This window comes from Saliniradius amylolyticus (assembly GCF_003143555.1).
GTDB lineage: Bacteria > Pseudomonadota > Gammaproteobacteria > Enterobacterales > Alteromonadaceae > Saliniradius > Saliniradius amylolyticus.
Genome location: NZ_CP029347.1, coordinates 1,377,961 through 1,392,760 on the forward strand (window position 1 = coordinate 1,377,961; position 14,800 = coordinate 1,392,760).

At 51.1% G+C, this 14,800-nt stretch carries 14 protein-coding genes; 8 read left to right on the forward strand and 6 right to left on the reverse strand.

The window, feature by feature from the left end:
* Window positions 1-32: 32 nt before the first annotated feature.
* The gene (ahcY, locus tag HMF8227_RS06425; RefSeq protein ID WP_109339387.1) at window positions 33-1,415 is read left to right on the forward strand and encodes an adenosylhomocysteinase; all 1,383 of its coding nucleotides are present in this window, start codon (window positions 33-35) and stop codon (window positions 1,413-1,415) included.
* Window positions 1,416-1,506: 91 nt separating this feature from the next.
* On the opposite strand, the gene HMF8227_RS06430 is transcribed toward ahcY, so the two are convergent.
* On the reverse strand, window positions 1,507-2,853 hold the full coding sequence (locus HMF8227_RS06430) for a dicarboxylate/amino acid:cation symporter (RefSeq protein WP_109339388.1): 1,347 nt from the start codon (window positions 2,851-2,853) through the stop codon (window positions 1,507-1,509).
* A gap of 111 nt (window positions 2,854-2,964) precedes the next feature.
* Here HMF8227_RS06430 and HMF8227_RS06435 point away from each other — a divergent pair, with 111 nt between their 5' ends.
* Window positions 2,965-5,157: an Ig-like domain-containing protein gene (locus tag HMF8227_RS06435; RefSeq protein WP_109339389.1), complete on the forward strand. Its 2,193-nt coding sequence runs from the start codon at window positions 2,965-2,967 to the stop codon at window positions 5,155-5,157.
* Between the two features lie 73 nt (window positions 5,158-5,230).
* On the opposite strand, the gene astB is transcribed toward HMF8227_RS06435, so the two are convergent.
* The gene (gene astB / locus HMF8227_RS06440; RefSeq protein WP_109339390.1) at window positions 5,231-6,568 is read right to left on the reverse strand and encodes an N-succinylarginine dihydrolase; all 1,338 of its coding nucleotides are present in this window, start codon (window positions 6,566-6,568) and stop codon (window positions 5,231-5,233) included.
* Between the two features lie 297 nt (window positions 6,569-6,865).
* Here astB and topA point away from each other — a divergent pair, with 297 nt between their 5' ends.
* Window positions 6,866-9,532: a type I DNA topoisomerase gene (gene topA, locus HMF8227_RS06450; protein WP_109339392.1), complete on the forward strand. Its 2,667-nt coding sequence runs from the start codon at window positions 6,866-6,868 to the stop codon at window positions 9,530-9,532.
* A gap of 149 nt (window positions 9,533-9,681) precedes the next feature.
* On the forward strand, window positions 9,682-9,822 hold the full coding sequence (locus HMF8227_RS15035) for a hypothetical protein (protein ID WP_162558521.1): 141 nt from the start codon (window positions 9,682-9,684) through the stop codon (window positions 9,820-9,822).
* A 32-nt stretch (window positions 9,823-9,854) separates the two neighbouring features.
* Here HMF8227_RS15035 and HMF8227_RS06455 read toward each other — a convergent pair whose 3' ends face one another.
* Together HMF8227_RS06455 and HMF8227_RS15170 are read right to left on the reverse strand one after the other, a co-directional pair.
* Window positions 9,855-10,355, reverse strand: a complete 501-nt coding sequence (locus HMF8227_RS06455) for a GNAT family N-acetyltransferase (protein WP_204101037.1) — start codon at window positions 10,353-10,355, stop codon at window positions 9,855-9,857.
* A 163-nt stretch (window positions 10,356-10,518) separates the two neighbouring features.
* Window positions 10,519-10,728, reverse strand: coding sequence for a tyrosine-type recombinase/integrase (locus HMF8227_RS15170; RefSeq protein WP_338056558.1), 210 nt, complete (start codon window positions 10,726-10,728; stop codon window positions 10,519-10,521).
* 292 nt (window positions 10,729-11,020) lie between these two features.
* On the opposite strand from HMF8227_RS15170, the gene HMF8227_RS06465 reads away from it, so the two are divergent.
* The 4 genes from HMF8227_RS06465 to HMF8227_RS06480 all read left to right on the forward strand — a co-directional run bounded on the left by HMF8227_RS06465 (window position 11,021) and on the right by HMF8227_RS06480 (window position 12,560).
* Window positions 11,021-11,368, forward strand: a complete 348-nt coding sequence (locus tag HMF8227_RS06465; RefSeq protein WP_109339393.1) for a hypothetical protein — start codon at window positions 11,021-11,023, stop codon at window positions 11,366-11,368.
* Window positions 11,369-11,501: 133 nt separating this feature from the next.
* Window positions 11,502-11,789: a hypothetical protein gene (locus HMF8227_RS06470; protein WP_109339394.1), complete on the forward strand. Its 288-nt coding sequence runs from the start codon at window positions 11,502-11,504 to the stop codon at window positions 11,787-11,789.
* Between the two features lie 134 nt (window positions 11,790-11,923).
* The gene (locus HMF8227_RS06475; protein WP_109339395.1) at window positions 11,924-12,298 is read left to right on the forward strand and encodes a hypothetical protein; all 375 of its coding nucleotides are present in this window, start codon (window positions 11,924-11,926) and stop codon (window positions 12,296-12,298) included.
* Between the two features lie 115 nt (window positions 12,299-12,413).
* Window positions 12,414-12,560 carry a DUF2256 domain-containing protein gene (locus HMF8227_RS06480; RefSeq protein ID WP_204101038.1) on the forward strand — a complete coding sequence of 49 codons (147 nt, stop codon included), beginning with the start codon at window positions 12,414-12,416 and terminating at the stop codon, window positions 12,558-12,560.
* Window positions 12,561-12,631: 71 nt separating this feature from the next.
* Here HMF8227_RS06480 and HMF8227_RS06485 read toward each other — a convergent pair whose 3' ends face one another.
* Both HMF8227_RS06485 and HMF8227_RS06490 read right to left on the reverse strand, forming a co-directional pair.
* On the reverse strand, window positions 12,632-13,609 hold the full coding sequence (locus tag HMF8227_RS06485; protein WP_109339397.1) for an extracellular catalytic domain type 2 short-chain-length polyhydroxyalkanoate depolymerase: 978 nt from the start codon (window positions 13,607-13,609) through the stop codon (window positions 12,632-12,634).
* Window positions 13,610-13,620: 11 nt separating this feature from the next.
* Entirely contained in the window at window positions 13,621-14,799 is a 1,179-nt protein-coding gene (locus HMF8227_RS06490; RefSeq protein ID WP_109339398.1) for an E22 family MetX-like putative esterase, read from the reverse strand.
* Between the last annotated feature and the right edge of the window lies 1 nt (window position 14,800).

Sequence of the window (14,800 nt, forward strand, 5' to 3'; positions counted from 1 at the left end):
CATCGTTTTACCTATCCATCTAGGAGACAATAATGAGTGAGTTTAACGACTATAAAGTGGCGGATATTTCTCTGGCTGAGTGGGGCCGCAAGGAGATCACTATTGCCGAGAGTGAGATGCCGGCGCTCATGGCACTGCGCCGTAAATACGCCGATCAGCAGCCGCTGAAAGGCGCCAAAATCATGGGTTGTATTCATATGACCATTCAAACGGCGGTATTGATTGAAACTCTTACCGCCTTGGGCGCGGAGGTGCGCTGGTCATCCTGTAATATCTTTTCCACTCAGGACCATGCCGCCGCCGCCATGGCTGCCGCTGACATTCCGGTGTTTGCCTGGAAAGGCGAGACCGAAGAAGAATTCTTATGGTGTATTGAACAGACCATTCTGGAAAGCAAGGGCAGTGATAAGCCCTGGGATGCCAATATGATTCTGGACGACGGCGGTGATCTGACCGAAATGGTACACAGCAAATACCCGCAACTGTTGGATAATATTCACGGCATCTCGGAGGAAACCACCACCGGCGTCCACCGACTTCAGGTGATGCTGAAAAACGGTGAGCTGAAGGTGCCCGCGATCAACGTTAATGATGCCATCACCAAGTCCAAGAACGACAACAAGTACGGCTGCCGTCACTCCCTGAATGATGCCATCAAGCGTGGCACCGATCACCTGCTCTCTGGTAAGAAAGCCTTGGTCGTGGGTTACGGCGATGTGGGTAAAGGTTCGGCGGCGTCTCTGCGTCAGGAAGGTATGATCGTTAAGGTGTCAGAAATTGACCCCATTTGCGCCATGCAGGCCTGTATGGATGGTTTTGAGGTGGTGTCGCCTTATATCAATGGTCAGAACGACGGGACACTGGAAAGCATCAACAAGGACCTGCTGGGCAATACGGATCTGATAGTGACCACCACAGGCAACGTGAATGTCTGTGATAAACACATGCTGCAATGTCTGAAAAGCGGTGCCATCGTCTGTAATATTGGCCACTTCGACAATGAAATCGACACCAAGTTTATGCGTGACAACTGGGAATGGGATGAGATCAAGCCCCAGGTCCATAAAGTCTATCGCAACAAAGCCACCGATGATCACCTGCTGCTGCTGGCGGAAGGTCGCTTAGTCAATCTGGGTAATGCTACCGGCCATCCTTCGCGGATTATGGACGGTTCTTTTGCCAATCAGGTGCTGGCGCAAATGTATCTGTGGGACGGTAAGTTTGCTGAGTTACCGGCAGACCAAAAAGCCGACAGCCTCTATGTCAAAGTACTGCCTAAGAAGCTGGACGAGGAAGTGGCTCAGGATATGGTGGAAGGCTTTGGCGGCGTGATTACCCGAATGACGCAAGAGCAATCCGACTATACTGGCGTAAGCGCCGATGGCCCGTTTAAGCCGGACAGTTACAAATACTGATACGCCAACAGGCCAATAAAAAAGCCACTCGTACGAGTGGCTTTTTTGATCCTTGGGTGCACAATCTGGCACCCATTAAAGTAGATACACTCTATTTATTGCGTTCAAAGTGGTCGAAATCGACTTCTTCTTCCTTGTAACCTGCATCAGGGTCGTTAAATACCGACTCGTCCAGCTCGCCTTCGCTCTTGCCAACAATGCAGGCCACAGTGCAGTCACCGGTGACATTCACGGCGGTTCGAGTCATATCCAGCAGCCTGTCCACGCCGATGATCAGCCCAATGCCTTCTACTGGCAGGTTCACCTGGTTTAGCACCATTGCCAGCATAATCAGACCAACGCCCGGAACGCCTGCCGTACCCACAGAGGCGAGGGTAGCGGTCAGTACGACCATCAGGTAGTCCGCCACACTCAAGTCGACGGCATATACCTGAGCGATAAATACGGTCGCCACACCCTGCATAATGGCGGTGCCATCCATATTGATGGTGGCGCCCAGAGGAACCGTAAAGGAAGATACGGTGTTCTTAACACCCAGTTTATTGCGGGCGGTTTCTAAGGTTACCGGTAAAGTAGCCGAGCTCGACGAAGAGCTAAAGGCAAACAGCGCTGCATCGCGCATCTTACGAAACAGAATCAGCGGGTTGAGGCCGGTAAACAGCTTGAGGATGACCGAGTAGGACACAAAGCCGTGAAACAGCAATACCGCCAGGACCAGCGCAAAGTACTTACCCAGCTCGCCAATAATTTGAAAGTCTACCGTTGCCAAGAGTTTAGCCATCAGTGCAAAGACCCCATAGGGCGCAATGTTCATCAGGATGGTTACCAAACGCATTACCACCTTGTTAAAGTCCTCAAACACATTGGCAATTCGCTTACCGCCTTCACCGCTCATGGCGATGGCAATACCAAACAAGATGGCAAACACGATGATCTGCAGCATGTTGCCCTCGGCCATGGCATTAATGGGGTTAGTCGGAAACATATCGATGATCACCTGAGAAAGAGAAGGTGCCTCGTTGGCTTCGTAGGTGGTGTCACTGGACATGGTGACATCGCCGCCGGGCTGGAAGAAGATCGCGGCACTCAATGCCAACGTCACGGCAATGGCCGTCGTTCCAATGTACAGTAGAATAGACTTGCCCCCGAGTCGGCCTAACTTACTGGGCTCACTTAAATGGCAGGTGCCACAGACCAGTGAGATAAACACCAGGGGGACCACCAGCATTTGTAAACTGGCGATAAATATCTGACCGATAACGGTAAATATACCGTCGACTAAAAGGCCATACGTAGAAATCTGCAGCCCGAATACACGAAAAGCGAAATCTCCGCTATCATCAAACAGGGCTCGCAGTAGGGAACCGACAAGGATTCCGGCGAGCATACCAATAAAAATTCGGGTGGTGAGACTGTATTTAGTTTTCTGATCGGTCATAAGTGTTCCATAGCTTATTATTATGGCGCTTAGCCTAGCAATTTTGCTGGACAAGCTAAACTAAAACTCGCCCACTAACGAGTGTTTCATGTTGATATTTGGGAGAAGTGAATGCCGTCGACGATCAAGACGCTGGTTCTTATCAGTTTATTATCGCTTATCACCGCCTGCGGCGGCGGAGGAAGTTTAAGCCGGGATGATGACTCAGGCGGTTCAGGAAGTTCGGAACTGTCCGTTTCGTTAGAATTGGTGGATGAGCAATCCGGAGATGCCAGCACAGAACTGTCTGCTGCGACGCCGCTCGTTGCGCAGGCAACGGTTACCGATGAAACCGGTGCAGCAGTTGAGGGAGAGACGGTTACTTTCTCACTGCCGGTATCGGGGCGTGCCAATTTAGATCCGGCTGACGGTCTGGCAGCCACCAACGCAAACGGCGTTGCCAGTATCCGTTTGGTGGTGGGCAGCACTGCGGGGGAAGCCAATATAGTGGCGACCGTAGACGGTGAAGAAGCGTCCACCAGCTTTAACTCGGCCGGCGATGGAGGACAGTCCACTATCCAGGCGGCTTCTATGGAGGTTTATGCTACCTCCAATCAGATGGCGTCGTCAGGGGCTGACAGCGTCGAAATCATCGCCTTATTAAAAGACCAAGGCAATCGTTTGTTGCCCGGCGCAGAGGTGGTCTTCAGCGCGACCTCCGGCGAACTTCCGGCTCCCGGCGTGGCAGTCAGTGGTGAGGACGGCACAGCGCGCACTACATTGACCAGTAAAGCGAACCCCGAAAACCGGGATATCACTGTTACGGCCACATCGGGCACGTTGACGCAGGATGTTGTGGTATCAGTCCTGGGCACCGAAATCCAGATCGATGGTGGTACCTCGGTCGTCTTAAATAACAGCACTGAGCTGTTTATTAGTCTGTTGGACTCGGATGACAAGGGGATTGCTAACCAGACGGTTAGTCTGAGCGCCGAAAATGGCACTTTGGCTGAATCAGAGGTAACCACTAATACCGATGGTAAAGCGACGGTTGTCTACACAGGCACCCAGGCAGGCCTTGATACCATATCGGCCGAGGCACTTAATGCCAGTGCTGAGTTTGAGATTAGCGTGCAGCGGGATAACTTCCGCTTCGTAAGCTTACCCAGCGACAATGTGCCGCTAGGCGATAATGCCACTGTCACGATACGCTGGGAAAAAGACGGCAGTGCCTTTGCGGGAGGGAGTGTGACCTTCCTGACCTCCAGAGGTCAGTTCTCGTCAAGCACAGTCACTACTGATGCCAATGGCGAGGCTTCAGTGAGTATCAGCTCAAATAATGCGGGAACCGCCTCTATTTCCGCCGAAGGTGAGGACAGTGAGGGGAATAAGGTCAGTGTCACTGGCGAGGTGAACTTCATTGCCACCGATGCCGACAGTATTATTGTCGATGCGACACCAGACAGCATTGGGCCGGATGGTCAAACCAGTACCATTACTGCGGTGGTACGCGATCCTAACGACAATCTGGTGGAAGGTATGCAGGTGAGCTTCAATGTGGATGATCCCAGTGCCGGTTCTCTCGAGCCAAACTCGGCAGTCACTAATGATAAAGGTGTTGCCAGTACGGTCTTTACCTCCAATGCCGTGACCAACGAAGAGTTTGTGACCATTACCGCCACCGTCGTAGAAGATAACTCTGTCACCGGGCAAACCAATGTCACCGTTGGTGATCGACCCTTTGATATCTCTTTTGGTACCGGCAATCTGATTGAATCACCCAGTGCTGCTACCTATCGTAAGGAATACGCGGTTTTTGTTACCGATCCTCAGGGCAGCTTGCAAGATGGCGTCGATTTGACTGCGTCGGTGGTACCAGAGCCTTACGCAGAAGGCGGGGTGTACCGTAAGGGGTATTGGGTATGGAGTGAGCCGGATGAGCGCTGGCTGACCGTGGTAACGGCCGTTTGTGATAATGAGGACATTAACGGCAACGGAATCTTGGATGCCGGTGAGGATACCAATGGTGACGGACAACTAACTCCGGGTATTTTGGGCAGCATCAGCTTTAAAGATGGCGAGAACTTTACCGATAGCGTTGTAACTAATAGTTCTGACCCTGTACTGATGTATCACACCTATGCCGAGAGCTTTGCGCCCTGGACGGAAGTTAAGATTTCAGTGGAAAGTGAGTCCGCCGGCAGTGAGTCCGAAGAAAGTCATGTGTTAACACTGACAGTATCGGGAGAGGATGTCAGCAACGAGGACGCCGCCCCGGCACCCAACTCGTTCGGCTCCAGCAATAGCTGCGCAGATCCGAATTAATGCATTGTAAAGTACATCATAACGAAGAAACCCGGCAGTCGCCGGGTTTCTTGTATTTGTAAGAACTTATTGCTTAACGCTGGAAAGGGTATACCGAGCCTAGTTTCAGGATCTGGGTCAGCTCATCCAGTGCATCGCGGGATTCGATCAGCAACTGCGGATCGCGCAGATCGTCGAAGCTCAGTTCATCGCGATAGTGCTTATCCACCCACTGATTCAGACGGTTAAACTGAGCGTCGTTAATCAGGGTATTTTGGTTAACCGCCGCGACCTCTTGATCGGTCAGAGCCACACGCAGACGCAGACAAGCGGGGCCACCACCGTTTTTCATGCTCTGCTTCACATCGAAATAGTGGACCTTCTTAATCGGTGTACCCAAGGTCACCAGCTTATCCAGATAAGCCGAAACCGCAAGGCTCTCCTGACACTCGCTGGGCGCAATAATGGCCATATCACCATCAGGCAGAGTGATGATCTGAGTGTTAAACAGATAGGTTTTGACAGCTTCCTCAACAGAAACATCAGAAGTTTTCACCTCGATAAAGTGCAGGTCGTCGCTGCCAAACTTGCGGCGGATTTCATCCAGCGCCTTTTGGGTATCGGCAAAGGCTTGCTCGTGATAGAACAGCACGTTCTGGTTGCCCACGGCAATAACGTCGTTATGGAACACGCCCTGGTCGATCACGTCCGGGTTCTGCTGAATATACACTACGCTGTCATCGCTCAGGCCGTGCAAACGAGCAACGGCTTCGCAGGCTTCGTAGGTATGACGAGCAGGGAACTTAGTGGGTGCAGGTTTGCTGCTGTCAAAGGCGTACTTGCCAAATACAAACAGTTCCACACCGGCATGACCGTAATTAGAACACAGGCGGGTATGATTGGCCGCGCCTTCATCACCAAAATGATCGTTATCAGGCAGATGACGGTGGTGATTAAAGTATTTCTCGTTGGCAAAGGTGCCTTTTAAAATACGACCGGTGACGTCCGGCTCCAGTGAGCGGTGGAATTTGTTGGTCAGGTTGGCTGGCGTAAAGTGCACACGACCATCGGCCGTATCGGCACTGGGAGATACGGTGGCAGCGTTGGCGGTCCACATGCTGGACGCTGAACAGCAAGCCAGAAAAATCTCTGGGGCTTGTTTAGCGGCTTTTTCCAGAACCTGAGCGTCAGAGCCAGTAAAGCCGATGCGACGCAGCGTCTCCACATCCGGACGTTCCTGAGGCGCTAATAGGCCCTGTAGCATGCCCATATCGGCCAGTGCCTTGGCTTTTTGCAGACCTTGCTTTGCCGCCTGACGGGGGCTGCTAACGGCTTTAGCGTTATTCAGCGAGGCAACATTACCGAAAGACAGGCCAGCGTAGTTGTGTGTGGGGCCGACCAGTCCATCGAAATTCACTTCAAATGCTTTCATTATTTCCTCGTTATTCTCTGTGGTGTGTTGAGGGAAACACTGCGCTTAACCGATCTGTTATTGTTCTTGTTGAGATAAGAAGGGCGCAGAGGCTGCCTATTATACGTTTTTTTAACAAGCTGCCAAATTTGCATCCCCGCTATTGGATGACTACCATGTGCTCCAATTACACCACCCAATAGCAAATTCCCTTGTGTTATAGGGAGTTTGCCGATATATGTAAAAATAATACGCATAGCTGGCATTCCTTAATTTTCATTCAGCTAAGTCTTTCAAACAGTTACGAGCATTGAGTCTATGGCAAAGTCGTTGGTCATCGTCGAGTCCCCGGCAAAAGCAAAAACCATCAATAAATACCTGGGTAACGACTATGTGGTGAAATCCAGTGTCGGACACATTCGCGACCTGCCCACTAAGGCCCAGGGTAAGGTGCCGCCCAAAAAACCGGCCAAAGAATTGAAGACTTTTCCGGAGGAAGAAAAGCAGGCCTACCTGCGTCGTCACGAGTATTTAAAACTGGTGGATCGTATGGGTATCGACCCGGAAAACGACTGGGAAGCCCATTATGAGGTATTGCAAGGCAAAGAGAAGGTGGTCAACGAACTGAAAAAGTTGGCTAAAAATGCCGACACCATCTATCTCGCGACGGATTTGGACCGTGAAGGGGAAGCCATTGCCTGGCATTTACAGGAGCTGATTGGCTCCAACAAGCAAGAGTTCAAGCGGGTGGTGTTTAATGAAATCACCAAAACCGCCATTCAGGAAGCCTTCTCTCACCCGGGGGAAGTTAACGTAGACAGGGTCAATGCCCAGCAGGCGCGCCGCTTTTTAGATCGGGTGGTGGGCTTTATGGTCTCGCCTCTGTTGTGGAAGAAAATTGCCCGAGGGCTGTCGGCCGGTCGGGTGCAGTCGGTGGCGGTGCGCCTGGTGGTGGAGCGTGAGCGTGAAATTAAAGCCTTTGTGCCAGAAGAGTTCTGGGACATTCACGCGGACTTAACGGCCAAGTCATCACCGCTACGCATGTTGGTGGCCAAGGAAAACGGTCAGGCTTTTAAGCCCAAGAATAAGGCCCAGGCTGATGAGGCGGTTAGCAAGCTTAAAGACGCCGACTATAAGGTGGTCAGCCGGGAATCCCGGCCGACCCAGAGCAAGCCCTCGGCGCCTTTTATCACTTCCACCTTACAGCAGGCGGCCAGTACCCGTTTAGGCTTTGGAGTGAAAAAGACCATGATGATGGCCCAGCGTTTGTACGAAGCGGGCCACATCACCTATATGCGTACCGACTCTACCAATTTAAGCAGTGAGGCCGTAGACGCCTGCCGTGGCTATATTGATGAGAGCTTTGGTGCCAACTACCTACCGGATAACCCCAATCGCTATGGTAGCAAAGAGGGGGCCCAGGAAGCGCACGAAGCCATTCGCCCCTCCAATGTAAAGGTGAAGTCCGATTCGTTGTCGGAAATGGAGCGCGACGCTCAGCGTTTGTATGAGCTGATCTGGCGTCAGTTTGTCGCCTGTCAGATGGTGCCTGCCAAATACGACGCCACCACCATTCGCGCCGAAGCCAACGGCTTCGAACTGACCGCTAAGGGCCGGGTACTGAAGTTTGATGGTTGGACCCGGGTTCAGCCGCCAAAGTCCAAAAAGGGCGAGGAAGATCTGACCCTGCCGGATGTGAAGGAAGGCGACGTGCTGGATCTGAAAAAACTGGATCCCAAGCAGCACTTTACCAAGCCTCCGGCGCGTTTTAGCGAGGCCTCCTTGGTTAAGGAACTGGAAAAACGCGGTATTGGTCGACCTTCTACCTATGCCAGCATCATTTCTACTATTCAGGATCGTGGCTACGTCAGGCTTGAAAACAAGCGCTTTTACGCCGAGAAAATGGGTGAGATCGTCAATGACCGCCTGCTGGAAAATTTTAACGACCTTATTAGTTACGACTTCACCGCCAATATGGAGCAGCATCTCGACGAGATCGCCGAAGGTCAGCTCAACTGGAAGCAAGTTCTTAACGATTTCTACGGTGACTTCTATCAGAAGTTGCTGAGCGCGGAAAAGCCCGCCGAAGAGGGCGGTATGCGCACCAATGAAGCGGTGCAAACGGATATAGAGTGCAGTAAGTGTGGCCGTCCCATGATGGTGCGTACCGCCAGCACCGGCGTATTCTTAGGCTGCTCAGGCTACAACCTGCCGCCCAAAGAGCGTTGCACCAACACCATGAACCTGACCTCAGGCGATGAAGTGGTGAAGGTGGACGACGAAGAGGAAATGGAAACCGAGGCGCTGCGGGCTAAACGCCGTTGTAGCCAGTGTGGTACGGCCATGGACAGCTACCTGATCGACGAAAAACGTAAACTGCATGTGTGTGGTAACACGCCGGTGTGCAAGGGAACGGAAATCGAGACTGGCACCTTTAAGATCAAAGGCTACGACGGTCCCATTATCGAATGCGACAAATGCGGCTCGGATATGGAGCTGCGTAACGGCCGCTTTGGTAAATATTTTGCCTGCACCAGCGAGGAGTGTAAAAACACCCGTAAGCTGCTGCGTAATGGCGAAGTGGCGCCACCGAAAGAAGATCCGGTGGATTTACCCGAACTGCCGTGCGAAAAGACCGATGCGCACTTTATGCTGCGTGACGGCGCCTCCGGTATTTTCCTGGCCGCTCATAATTTCCCGAAATCCCGCGAGACCCGTGCGCCCAAAGTGGCCGAACTGGCCCGCTTCCGCGATCGGTTGCCATCTAAATTCCTGTATCTGGCCGATGCGCCCCAGGAAGATCCAGACGGTAACCCAACCGTCGTGCGCTTTAGTCGTAAGACTAAGCAGCAGTATGTGATGAGCGAAACGCCGGAAGGTAAGGCCAGTGGCTGGAGCGCCTGGTACGATAATGGTAAGTGGCAGGCGCAGGATAAGCGCAAGGGCAAAACCACGGCCAAGAAGAAAACCAAGGCTAAGTCCTAATCCCTTTAAAAAGCCCCAGAATTGCTCAGGGGCTTTTTTCATTGGTCTAAGCATTTGCCGGTAAGCGCATTACTTTACGTACATTTTGTTGCATCGCCCTGACAAGTACTGAACAATGAAAATTCATCAATGAACTTGGACGAGTAACCATGGAATATCTTTATGGCGTGTTAGGTTGGGGGGCTCCCATCGGTATAGCTGTATTTTTCTTGTTTTCCGGGGTCGGGATTGGAGTATTCCTCTGGGGACTGTCAAAGGTGATGACGGTCAGTAAAGAGCGCCAGAGCTAACGTGCTAAAGCCTGATTAAAACTTTAGTGAGATTAAAATGTATCAGCTATCTGCCTGCCAGAAAGAGGCTTCTCCATACTGAAATTAATGAGTTCCAAACCTTTTTTGTAAACCTTATTAGAGCGCAAAACCATAAAGTCTCGGTGCTCGAAAAAAGGCTTCGCAACGATTGAGGCCTCCACATAAAGAGAATCTATACCCTTTGCTGTGGCTTGGCTTTCGAGGTGCTGATATAAAGCCGAGGCAACCCCCGAGCCTTGAAAATCCGGGTGTGTATAGGCGCAATCGATATGCCCATCGGCTTCTAACTCCATAAAGCCCGCCACACGCTCATCCACCAAAGCCACAAAGGGCTGCTTATCCTGCAGACGTTTAGCCCAAAAAGTGTAATCCGGCGGTGTTGGTGCCCAGGCTTCTTTTTGGGCCTTTGAATAAACCAATGAATCAATCCCATGCACTGCAGCGTGGTAAAGATCGGCAATGGCCCTGGCATGGCTTGGGGAGTAGGACGAAATGCGGATCTCGGCGTTCAATTCGACTCCGATGAATGTTTACTTATTTGCCGGTAGTCTAGCGCTCAATGACGTTAACTTAAACTTCTCATTAGAGCCAGTCGGGAGGGCCGACTGCACTTGAAGAGCGACTGCCAATCACGTGGGTATAGAGCTTAGTGATTCGTACATCGCTATGGCCTAATTAATCCTGTACCCTACTGATATCCGCGCCATGCAGAAGCAATTGAGTGGCAAAAGTATGTCGGAATGTGTGAGCTGTTACCCTCTTAGCAATGCCACTGTTGTAAAACAGCAGCCCTAAGTGGCTTAGGGTAAGCGGTTTCGCAAATAGGGTGTCGACACACATAACCATCATAGGGACGAATGCAAGGTGTGAAAGGCGGAAATACATATTGCTTGGGCAATTCTCGGTTTGCTGAATCGTCGGGCTCGGTTTTCACAAAATGACGTCGCTAACTCTTTGAAAAGTTAGCGGCAGTGTTGTTGCTGATAGGATGAGGCAAACACCGAGAATAGGGATGCTCCGATGTTAACCTGCCTCGTGGATACCGAGAATTTTCAGTAATACGCTGTTAAGCCCAAAGGAACTCGGGAATCAGGGTGTCAAAGTACGAGCGCTTAAGCGTTCTCTTCGGTTGCATCGCGACGATTGTTAGCTTGGTTGTTTGAGCTGGATAACGAGAATGCAGATAGAAGCAAACGAGCTGCAGCGTGCAACGTCCGAGCTCGCAAAAAAGCAGCTGGAGATATTGCTACGGGAAGAAAAAGAGAGAAATGCTGCTCGACTATCCTTCTATATTTTCAAAGATGGTAAAACTTACCGTTTCCGAATAACAAATATTAGCGGCATTGATGCTAAAAATGTGGGCCTGGGTCTTTTGGTAAAACCGGAAGACAGTCCGCTCGTGAAGAATGATTACGAAGCAAAAGCGCCCTGTACCAAAGCTCCAACCTGGAAGCTCAGTTATACTAATCGCTGTGATCCACTTGGGAATCCTTACTGCATACAGTGCTGTCCTCTCATGGGTTAATCCGGAGGGTACCGAGGGCAGCACTGTATACTTAACAATCGACTGCACAGCGACCGTTCTTCCGACGTTTCGCGGCTCCAGACCGACGTGTGAGCAAGACGTTTATTTAAATTTAGCAATCAAAAAGAGTTTAATGATGAATGTGGATAAAGCGAAAAAACGCATACTGAAACGAGTGCAACGAGGTTTTAAGGGTTATCCGCAAATTTCAGTAGAGTATTTCGGTAAAGCGCCAAATTTAGCGACGGAGGTAGTCATTACCTTTCTGTCTGAAGAGAATGGTGAGCCTCAAATACAAAGGTTTACGGGTGATAAAGATGTCAGAGAGGACGAAGCAATTCAATCGGTCTTGTTAAAAATCATTGAGCGAGCGGGAGCTGTTACAGTAGTTGAAAGTCGAGCAGTATCGGTTATCGCATAGTGGTAGTGGTTGCGCAAAAAGAACCAGATAGCCTAAAGCAGCGATAAAGTGACTTATAACAAAGCCAGAGAGTAAAGCTCAGGGCCTTTAGTTGTGTGCGTTTTGCGTTTCATCATCAAGTAACGGAGTAAGAAATGAGTCAATATTGGGTTGTGGGTGCTTCTTGGGGAGGAACCGAGCATCAGGATCAGAAGTTTCTAGAGCAAGGAATATGGATGCTTGGCTGGAATGAAGGTGAGCAACCGGCACAGTATAAAAAGGCTTCAGGAGTTAAAGTAGGAGATAGAATCGCGATTAAGCGAATGAAAGGAGGCGGCCAAACTGGCATCAGAATATTTCATCTTGGTATCGTCAAAGGGGTTATTCTGGATACCGATAAGGTGGTTTGCACTGTTGATTGGGTTGCAAAAGATCTAGATCGAAACATTGAAGAAAGCCGTGGTTGCTTTAAATCAATACATGGTCCATTTGAAAAAGACGAGTGGGTACAAGAGGTATTCTGCTTATAGTGCCAAGCCACGCATAACAAAGTACTGTAAAGGGACGCTGGCATCTATATCCAATATTGGTCCGAATTAGGCGAATTGCCCTATATATTTTTATTTATGACAACGCCTGATATCAATGAAAAAATCCCACCTTCCCGAGAAAATCTGTCCTGTCTGTGAGCGACCTTTTGCATGGCGTAAGAAGTGGAAAGCCTGTTGGGATGAGGTGAAGTATTGCTCTGAGCGTTGCAGGGGCGAGCGCCACAAGGCTCATAAGGCATAAAAAAGCCGCAGACGTTGCGGCTATTCGCGTTTGGGTTGATGTTGATTTCGCAACTCGCAACTCGCAACTCGCTATTCTCTACTCAGTGACTCGGCCATTTTCATTACGGCCTGAACCTGTTGGCCTTTGTTGGTGGCGTAGTGCTCATCGGTGTAGCCCCACCAGTCCCAGCAGCCTTGGGGGTTCATGGGCATCAGCGCAGAGGCGGTGGTTTGCGGGTAGAGCACCACGGTATTGTGCACCGCGGCCCAGTCGTTAATGCCGTTTTGCTCGATATAGTCGGTGCCAACGGCCTCGGCGTATTGTTTACAGCCGTGAAAGTTTATATGCAGCTGGCACTGATTGCCCTCGGTGCAGCTTTGTGGCACGAATACATAGCCAGTTTCGGCGAGGCTTTCCGCAAACTCTCCGCCAAGCTCCTGTTGATTAAAGCGATAGAGCTCTCCGGTGTCGGTCTCTGTAGCCTTAGCATCGCTAATGGTGTTTAGCATTTCCGCGGCGGCATTATAGCCACAGTTGCCCACGAAAGGCGCCTCGGATACGGCGCAATCGGTTCCGTTGGACTCGGCCGGGAAGTGATGGGCGAAGGGTTTGTCGTTGATGTAAGTGAGCTGTTCTACGCCCCAGTCACGGTATTGTTGCACCAAGGCGTTGGTGACCGGCGCGATGACTTTTTCATCCATACTGCCGTGCAATACCCACACCTTATCGTCCTCGATGGCGGTTTCAGGGGCGATAAGGCCTTGTTGCCGCCACTGAGCTAGGGTTTCATTCAATGCCTTGAGGTCAATGGCACCGTCTTGTTTATTCACGCACTGGCCCAGGGCTGTCATGATCGAGCCTTGGGCGCAGTAGTAGGGGCCGGCGGCGATAATGCCAACACCCGTTATCTTATCGCCATAGGCCTGATGAAACTGGCCGGCCATATAACCGCCGCTGGACAGTCCGGATACAGTCAGATTACTCAAATCCAGTTTGAGAGCGGGCAGCTCACCGGCAAAGGCCGACAAGCTCAGCGCAGAGGTAACTGCTAGGGTAATGGCTTTCATGGCGTTTCCTTTTAGTGATTAACCGGTTCGGCTAAGAAACTGGCGATGCGTTCGCCAGCCTGTTGAACATAACGAATGCCGTTTAAATGGCCCATGTCGCCGCTAAGTTCTTCATAATCGCTACTTTTACCGGCGTTTAATAGCGCCTGGTGGGCCTCATTGGCCAGGTAGGGTGGCAGGATGAGATCGTTCGCGGCGGGTAGGAATAAGGCCTTTGCCTGAACGGTTTGCATGGCCTGTTCAAGGGGCTTATCGAACCCGGCCACAAACAACTGGCTGGCTTTGACCAGATACAACAGGTGGTTGGCGTCGGCGGTGTTAACCCGTTTTGCGGACAAGGCTTCAAAGGCTTTCACACTGGAGTGTTTGTTATTGATGTGAGCCAGAGGTGATTCTTCAATCGGAAAATGCTGGGGCAGCATGGCATTAATAAACTGCGGGTGCAGAGCATCCTGAGTAATCAGTGTCAGGGCGTCATGCAGTCCCTCTTTTGGCGGCACCTTGGCGTAATAATCGCCGTTGTTCCAATTAGGGTCCAAACGAATGGGATTGGCCCAGTGCTCTAAGCGGTTCATGCTCCAGGCGTCGGTTTCTCCCATGCCGATCACCGAAATCATTCGTTCTACGCGCTCAGGGTAGGCGGTGGCCCAGTCCAGTGCCTGCAAGGAGCCCATCGAAGGGCCTATCACGGCGTGGAGTTTGGCGATGCCCAGTGAATCCAACAGGGCTTTTTGCACATTGACGAAATCGCGGATGGTCACCACCGGAAAATCCAGCCCGTAGGGCTTGCCGGTATCCGGATTGATGGTGGCGGGGCCCGTAGTGATCACCTTGGGGTGGTGCACGTTTAAATTCACCAGGGTATCTACACTGAGGACATAATACTTATTGGTGTCGATGGCTTTGCCGGGCCCGATAATGGCGTCCCAATAGCCAGGTTCCTCATCGTCGGGGTGGTATTTACCGGCAGCATGAGAGTTGCCGGAAAAGTAGTGGGTGACCAGAATCACATTGTTCTTATCGTCGTTAAGCTTGCCATAGCTTTCCCAGCCTACTTGTACATTCTTGATGGTCTGACCGGAAAAGGTGGTAAAGCTCTCAAGCGTAAAGTGCTGTTTGTCGACCAACAGTGGCTCTGCGCTTGCGGGTAGACAAATCAGAATAAACCACAGGCTAACTAAAACTCGCATC

Coding starts and splice junctions, on each gene's coding strand:
- ahcY (WP_109339387.1), top strand. CDS start 33: ATGAGTGAGTTTAACGACTATAAAGTGGCGGATATTTCTCTGGCTGAG.
- HMF8227_RS06430 (WP_109339388.1), bottom strand. CDS start 2,853: ATGACCGATCAGAAAACTAAATACAGTCTCACCACCCGAATTTTTATT.
- HMF8227_RS06435 (WP_109339389.1), top strand. CDS start 2,965: ATGCCGTCGACGATCAAGACGCTGGTTCTTATCAGTTTATTATCGCTT.
- astB (WP_109339390.1), bottom strand. CDS start 6,568: ATGAAAGCATTTGAAGTGAATTTCGATGGACTGGTCGGCCCCACACAC.
- topA (WP_109339392.1), top strand. CDS start 6,866: ATGGCAAAGTCGTTGGTCATCGTCGAGTCCCCGGCAAAAGCAAAAACC.
- HMF8227_RS15035 (WP_162558521.1), top strand. CDS start 9,682: ATGGAATATCTTTATGGCGTGTTAGGTTGGGGGGCTCCCATCGGTATA.
- HMF8227_RS15170 (WP_338056558.1), bottom strand. CDS start 10,728: ATGTATTTCCGCCTTTCACACCTTGCATTCGTCCCTATGATGGTTATG.
- HMF8227_RS06465 (WP_109339393.1), top strand. CDS start 11,021: ATGCAGATAGAAGCAAACGAGCTGCAGCGTGCAACGTCCGAGCTCGCA.
- HMF8227_RS06470 (WP_109339394.1), top strand. CDS start 11,502: ATGATGAATGTGGATAAAGCGAAAAAACGCATACTGAAACGAGTGCAA.
- HMF8227_RS06475 (WP_109339395.1), top strand. CDS start 11,924: ATGAGTCAATATTGGGTTGTGGGTGCTTCTTGGGGAGGAACCGAGCAT.
- HMF8227_RS06480 (WP_204101038.1), top strand. CDS start 12,414: ATGAAAAAATCCCACCTTCCCGAGAAAATCTGTCCTGTCTGTGAGCGA.
- HMF8227_RS06485 (WP_109339397.1), bottom strand. CDS start 13,609: ATGAAAGCCATTACCCTAGCAGTTACCTCTGCGCTGAGCTTGTCGGCC.
- HMF8227_RS06490 (WP_109339398.1), bottom strand. CDS start 14,799: ATGCGAGTTTTAGTTAGCCTGTGGTTTATTCTGATTTGTCTACCCGCA.